This is a genomic window from Bacillus sp. 05T31 (assembly GCF_056396725.1).
Genome location: NZ_JBFTMA010000258.1, coordinates 1 through 5431, shown reverse-complemented (window position 1 = coordinate 5431; position 5431 = coordinate 1). Strand labels below are relative to the sequence as shown.

The 5431-nt window shown below is 30.2% G+C and carries 2 protein-coding genes and 1 pseudogene; 2 read left to right on the top strand and 1 reads right to left on the bottom strand.

The window, feature by feature from the left end; translation table 11 throughout:
* A partial coding sequence (locus tag AC1DJR_RS16205) for a hypothetical protein (RefSeq protein ID WP_477003014.1) occupies positions 1–976 on the bottom strand: 976 nt, incomplete at its 3' end.
* Positions 977–4490: 3514 nt separating this feature from the next.
* Between AC1DJR_RS16205 and AC1DJR_RS16200 the strand changes: the two genes are divergently transcribed.
* Positions 4491–4631 carry a hypothetical protein gene (locus tag AC1DJR_RS16200; RefSeq protein WP_477003013.1) on the top strand — a complete coding sequence of 47 codons (141 nt, stop codon included), beginning with the start codon at positions 4491–4493 and terminating at the stop codon, positions 4629–4631.
* A 150-nt stretch (positions 4632–4781) separates the two neighbouring features.
* Positions 4782–5105 (top strand): annotated as a pseudogene (locus AC1DJR_RS16195) (DUF3898 domain-containing protein); the annotation flags it as partial.
* Positions 5106–5431 lie beyond the last annotated feature (326 nt).

Genomic DNA, 5431 nt, shown 5'->3' with positions numbered 1-5431 from the left:
CTTCATCACCATCATTAAAAATTAAGTCAAGATTTTCTAAAACATTAATTTTAGAGAGTTCTTCTTTTAATTTTTTTATACTTTCACCTTCTGAATTTATTATAAACGTTATAGGTTTAATATCATTTTTTTTCCCAGACACATGGAACTTTTTTACTAAATCAAGAATAACTCTCGGAGTAGAATAATTTATTCTTGATAAATAAAAAATGTGAGATTTTGTATTTGGTTTAATATTTTTTATAGATAAATAGTTTTTTAAGAGATTAATATATTTTGCCCTTCCATATATACGTTCAATGATAGCAGCTTCATTTTTTTGGGAGTTCTCTGTTAAATAATCAATGAACCGTCGCTTTGTAATCTGTCTGGAATCCACTTCTTTTTTTATTGCCAATTCGTTTATACGAAAAATAGCATTCGATAAAAACATCATTTCACTTTCAACTTTATTAATACTAAAGTTTTGTTCAATAATATCAATTAACTTTGCTTTAGCATCCTCAAACTCATCAGCATTTGAAAAATTTAAATGCTTTAAAAATTCTTCTGCTAAACCTACATCCCACTCTTTATTTACTAAAATGCTTTGCGCCTCTGTGTAGTTTAGAATTTTATTCAATTCTTCAGTTGTTTTGATTAAAACATTATTATTCGGGGTTTCAAAATTTCCGATTCCAAAATAACAAAATAAAGTATATTTTGTATTCCATGGTTTTTCCTTTACATAATTTTCTTCAAAATGCTTAAACATTAATGCTATCGGTTTTTGAATAGCTGAAAGAGTAAACTTCTTTGCTGAATGGTACTTATATTGAACCAATTCTTCCTCTTTTGCTGTAGATATATCTAAATCTTCTATGCCTTCAATTGTAAAAACTGCATCATAATCTGCAACTTCTAATATTTTGATTGCTGTTTGTATAAATTGATATGTAAACCCTAAAATACCTGCATCTGCACTTCTATTAGACAAATTTATCCTCTCCTTCACCTATTCTCTTTTTTCTTTTTTCTTTAAAAGTCTTTATTGAACGAAAGAACACCCAAATTTAATAAATTCTAAGCACTCTTTAAATTTCACTTTCGTTTGCCATCAGCTATCGGTAAATGCAGCTTTGGAATAAAGTTTGATTAAAAATAATTTAGAACTCTTCAATTGAAGAATTAAAGCATCGTAATTTTTGATAAATATCGCAATTTTATTCAAAACATCACGTCTTTCTTACAACCGTCGTGAATCTGTTTAAAAACCACATTATCCTCTTTAATTAACTAATGTAATAAATCACTATCTTTTAATCTACTTAATTTCATGTGCAAACTATTCATTGAACTTTCCAACGATTACTTGCCTTTCGCGGTGTCATAATCGCATATAACATAAACAACATATACAGTACTCTTTGTTAGTAATAAATGACATATAAATTATCCTACGTTGTTTATAAAGAACATTCAACCCATAATATATCATTTAAATAAAAAATATTAATATACTTATAAACGATTCTACTATATTAAAAGTTACATCATAAGGTGTTTCTTTCTCTTGGTTTGAAACTGAAAAAAAAGCTAGCTGCAAATCCTAGTTTTTTCTTATTATTTATATATTAAAAAATATTATATACATCAATAAACAACTAATAATCCACCAACAATAATCACTTTTCCTAAACAAGTGATTATTGTTCCCTAAATATCCGAATGATATCTTTATAATTTGCCTTTAATTCAAATCTTTCCAAATCCCCTACTACATAAAACTCCTCTTTCGCACAGGTAACGGCAACATTTAATAAATTCGGCTTTTGACATGGCTACTCCGCTGCTCCATCAGTATCCATATCTGTCTCTGTAACAAAATCACAATCTTCTCCTCTTTTTCTTGAAAGGTGTGTAAAGTACCAACAGATTAGTTGAGGTTAATTTAACTGGATTCTTTCTAGTTTTATTTATCTCCCTTAGTTTTAGGATTTATTGAACATCAAACTGTCCTAATTAACCCTAGACAATATAATAAACACTTCTAACCATTCCACCACTGAGTTTCACTAGATCGAGTAAGACATAGAAAACAAATTGGCTTCTGATTTCCCTCTTCTAAAACACAAATATAAGAATCATAGTCATATTTTCATTAGATACTATTATCACAAAAAGGAGAGAAGAACGTTGCAGAAACTAAATGAACAAAAAAGAAATAAGGAAGGCAATAAGAACTCACTAAAAAACGATTAAGACGGACTTAAATAATATGAAACACCCACTTAATAAAGCAATTATAAAAGCCTTTTATGAATAATGATTTCGATTTATAGACAAAAAACAAGACGATTAGAAATACCGTCTTGTTTAATTTCCAATCATGATTATATTAAAAAACAACAATYAAATTAATTCTTTTAAATCCAAACCATTCATCCTACCCAAATTAATTTTAATAAAATGATGACTTTTATAAGATTCAAATAACGTAGAAAAAATATCTCCAATTGGATATTCATTTACCCCCTTTTTAGCTGTAAATTCATAATCTAATTTAAGAAGCTCGCTATGTAGTTTTTTGAAACCACTACTTGGAAAAACGTCATAATTAAACGCATAATCATATTCCCCCAAACGAAAAAATTGATCCAAATCAAGAGTACCATATTCTAAATCGGCATCTTGCCCATTCGATTTCTTCATCAAAAATTTTAAAGAATCTGTTCCAATTTTTATTAAATGCTCCCCCCAACTTGTATGAAGCATTTCAAAATGACGAATATGTTCGTCTTCTAATTTAAGCCCTATTATAAGCTCTTCCAATCCTATTAAACCACCATACGACAAATGATTAAAGGAGTTCGTTTCACTTGCATCTTCATTATTCATACACCAGTTTTTATAAGAAATTTCATATGGATTCATCCCAACAATAATCAGTGAATTAGGATATGGCGTGTCCAATTCAGGCCAAGAACGAGAAGTAAAACAAAAGCCATGAATATTTTTTTCTTCCATTACCTGTGCAACATAACTAGATATATAATTCATTTTCGATTTTTCTTCTTCAGTTTCCCCCGCACTCAAACCGCGCACAACTGAATTATCATTCCACGCAATTTTAACAACCTCAAAATTACTTTGGGAAAAATAATGACTTTTAAAATTCATAATATCAGTTTCACTAGGCATCCAAAGTTCCAGTTTCAGACTATCAATATTCCTCTCACTTGAAAACGTTGGAACAAAGGCTATAACCCTCTTATTTTCCACTAAAAGTGTGTGAAGAAAAGCCTCTCGCACTGTTCTTACTTCCATAGGTGAAATTAATACGTTAACAAAGTCATCCTTTCCCATAGTAGGAAATAAAGATACAAGATGATGATTATATGCTAGCAATTCAGTGAATGCCTGTCTTTCAGTTTGTTTAGATTTCTTTAGTTCAATTACACAAATCCCTGGTTCTTCTATATTCATACCTAAAAAATCTGTGCGAATAGTTGAATCCCCACTTTTTTTTAGCAGAACTTCTTCCCCTATTAAATCCATATTTTTAACATATTTAAGCGTTTCGTATAACCTTTCCAAAATAACTTTCTGAAATAGTTTACTCGGATCAATAGATATATCAAAATCAATATCCACTTTAGGTATCTCACCAGTTATTAACTCAGAAAAACCCCCCCTGTTATTCCAAATGTAGTTTTGGATCTTCTTTTCATCGAAAACTATCATATCTTCTCCCCCAAAAATATATTTATTGACAACACATTTTTCATTTTAATTGATAGCCTACTAGTAAGCCATGATTTATGCCGAAAGTTACTTATTTTCAAATATATATATTCAATTCTTCGTAGGAAACGGTCCTTAAAGGTGATCTCTTCTATATATTGATACATAAATGCATTATAATGATTAATGCCAAGAGTACAGAAAGAAGGAGAAAATTTGGTTATGTTGTAGAAATTGATGTTAAATTAGTTGTTGATGTTCTTTCGTTACTAGGTGTTATATATAAGCTGAAAACGTGAATAAGACTAATAGCCTAAAAAAAAGAGCTAGAGGAGCAAACTAATAACCTAAAAATAGTACTAGCAGGTCAAACTAATAAAATTACACGGGAGTTAGGTGAGAAAAACCTTAACGCTATATAGATGCTATTAGCGTAGAAAGAGCAAAATGGATAAATACCATGAAGGATAGGTTTAGTGAATATAATAAAATTATTTACATGCAAATGACTGAATTTAGTAGATGGAAGGTACACTGCTTAACTACTAGTGATGAAAAAGTTCGAGTAGTAATAAGGGGTCAACTTATTAAGATTCAGTGCATAGGTACTCAAATAAGATTATTATTAAACCCAACAGAACTTATTTCTCAAAATATAATTAAACTACAAAATTCTTTTGCGAGTGGATTAAGTTCAAAGGATAATATTCCTAAGTTTTAATTTAAATATGGGGCAAGATTAATGATAGACCTAGCATATTTTCATCATGTGTACTACAAGCCGAATGGAAGAGAATAAAAAGGGCGAAGAGATGGATGACGATACTTTGAATAGTATTTATATGAGCGTAGCGAAGAAGTTAGATAAAGAAATATATAACAAGTATTTTAACCAAACAAAAAGCTAAGGCACTCATTTTTGGAGCAACCTGTCCGATTAAGTTATGAACATAATTATTGTTAGAATTACATTTTTTATATTCTTGTGAATGGAAAATAAACAGACACCTTTATATTAGGCATTGGACATTTAGAGACGTGGTTTTTATAGTTTCCTATATGACCAAGCAATGGAAGTTTAGGCAGCAAGACCTAGACATGAAATTATGGAGCATTTCAAAACAGAAGAAGTAATGGAAGCTACTGCACAAATTGTGGAGCATACTCCTGAAATAGAACTAAATTTAAAGGCAGGCCATATTTCTGTGAAGGCCTTACTTGCAGATTTTGGAGACCCTATTCATATTGCGAAAGTTATTGATAAATATGTATTGATAATTGAGGCGGATACACTTACGTTCGAAAAAGATTTCTCTCCAATTGAATTTTTGAAGCCGGATGGACTGGAAAAATTTGTAGAGCGAAATGCGAAGAAGTCGTGAAATAAAGGAGTTTAGATAGTTTTTGTGAGGGATGTTTTGATCATAAAAACAGTGCTATTTAAACGTTTGTGATCTTTTGTGTGATTAAATTCTATGCTCTAATACATGTTACCTAAACCGTAACTTCAATTTTCAAATCAAAAAGACAATGAGCTTTTTACTGAACTGCACCCCAATTGTTAGACACAGTCTAACAATTGGGGTGCAGTTTTTTTATGACTAAATTCACTTCACAAGACAATATGAATGCAGTCATACGTTCTCAAGGTGTCTCAGCAGTCTCTAGATAGTTTTTTGGGGCCATTTCCCCTCAACCTCTACTGTCT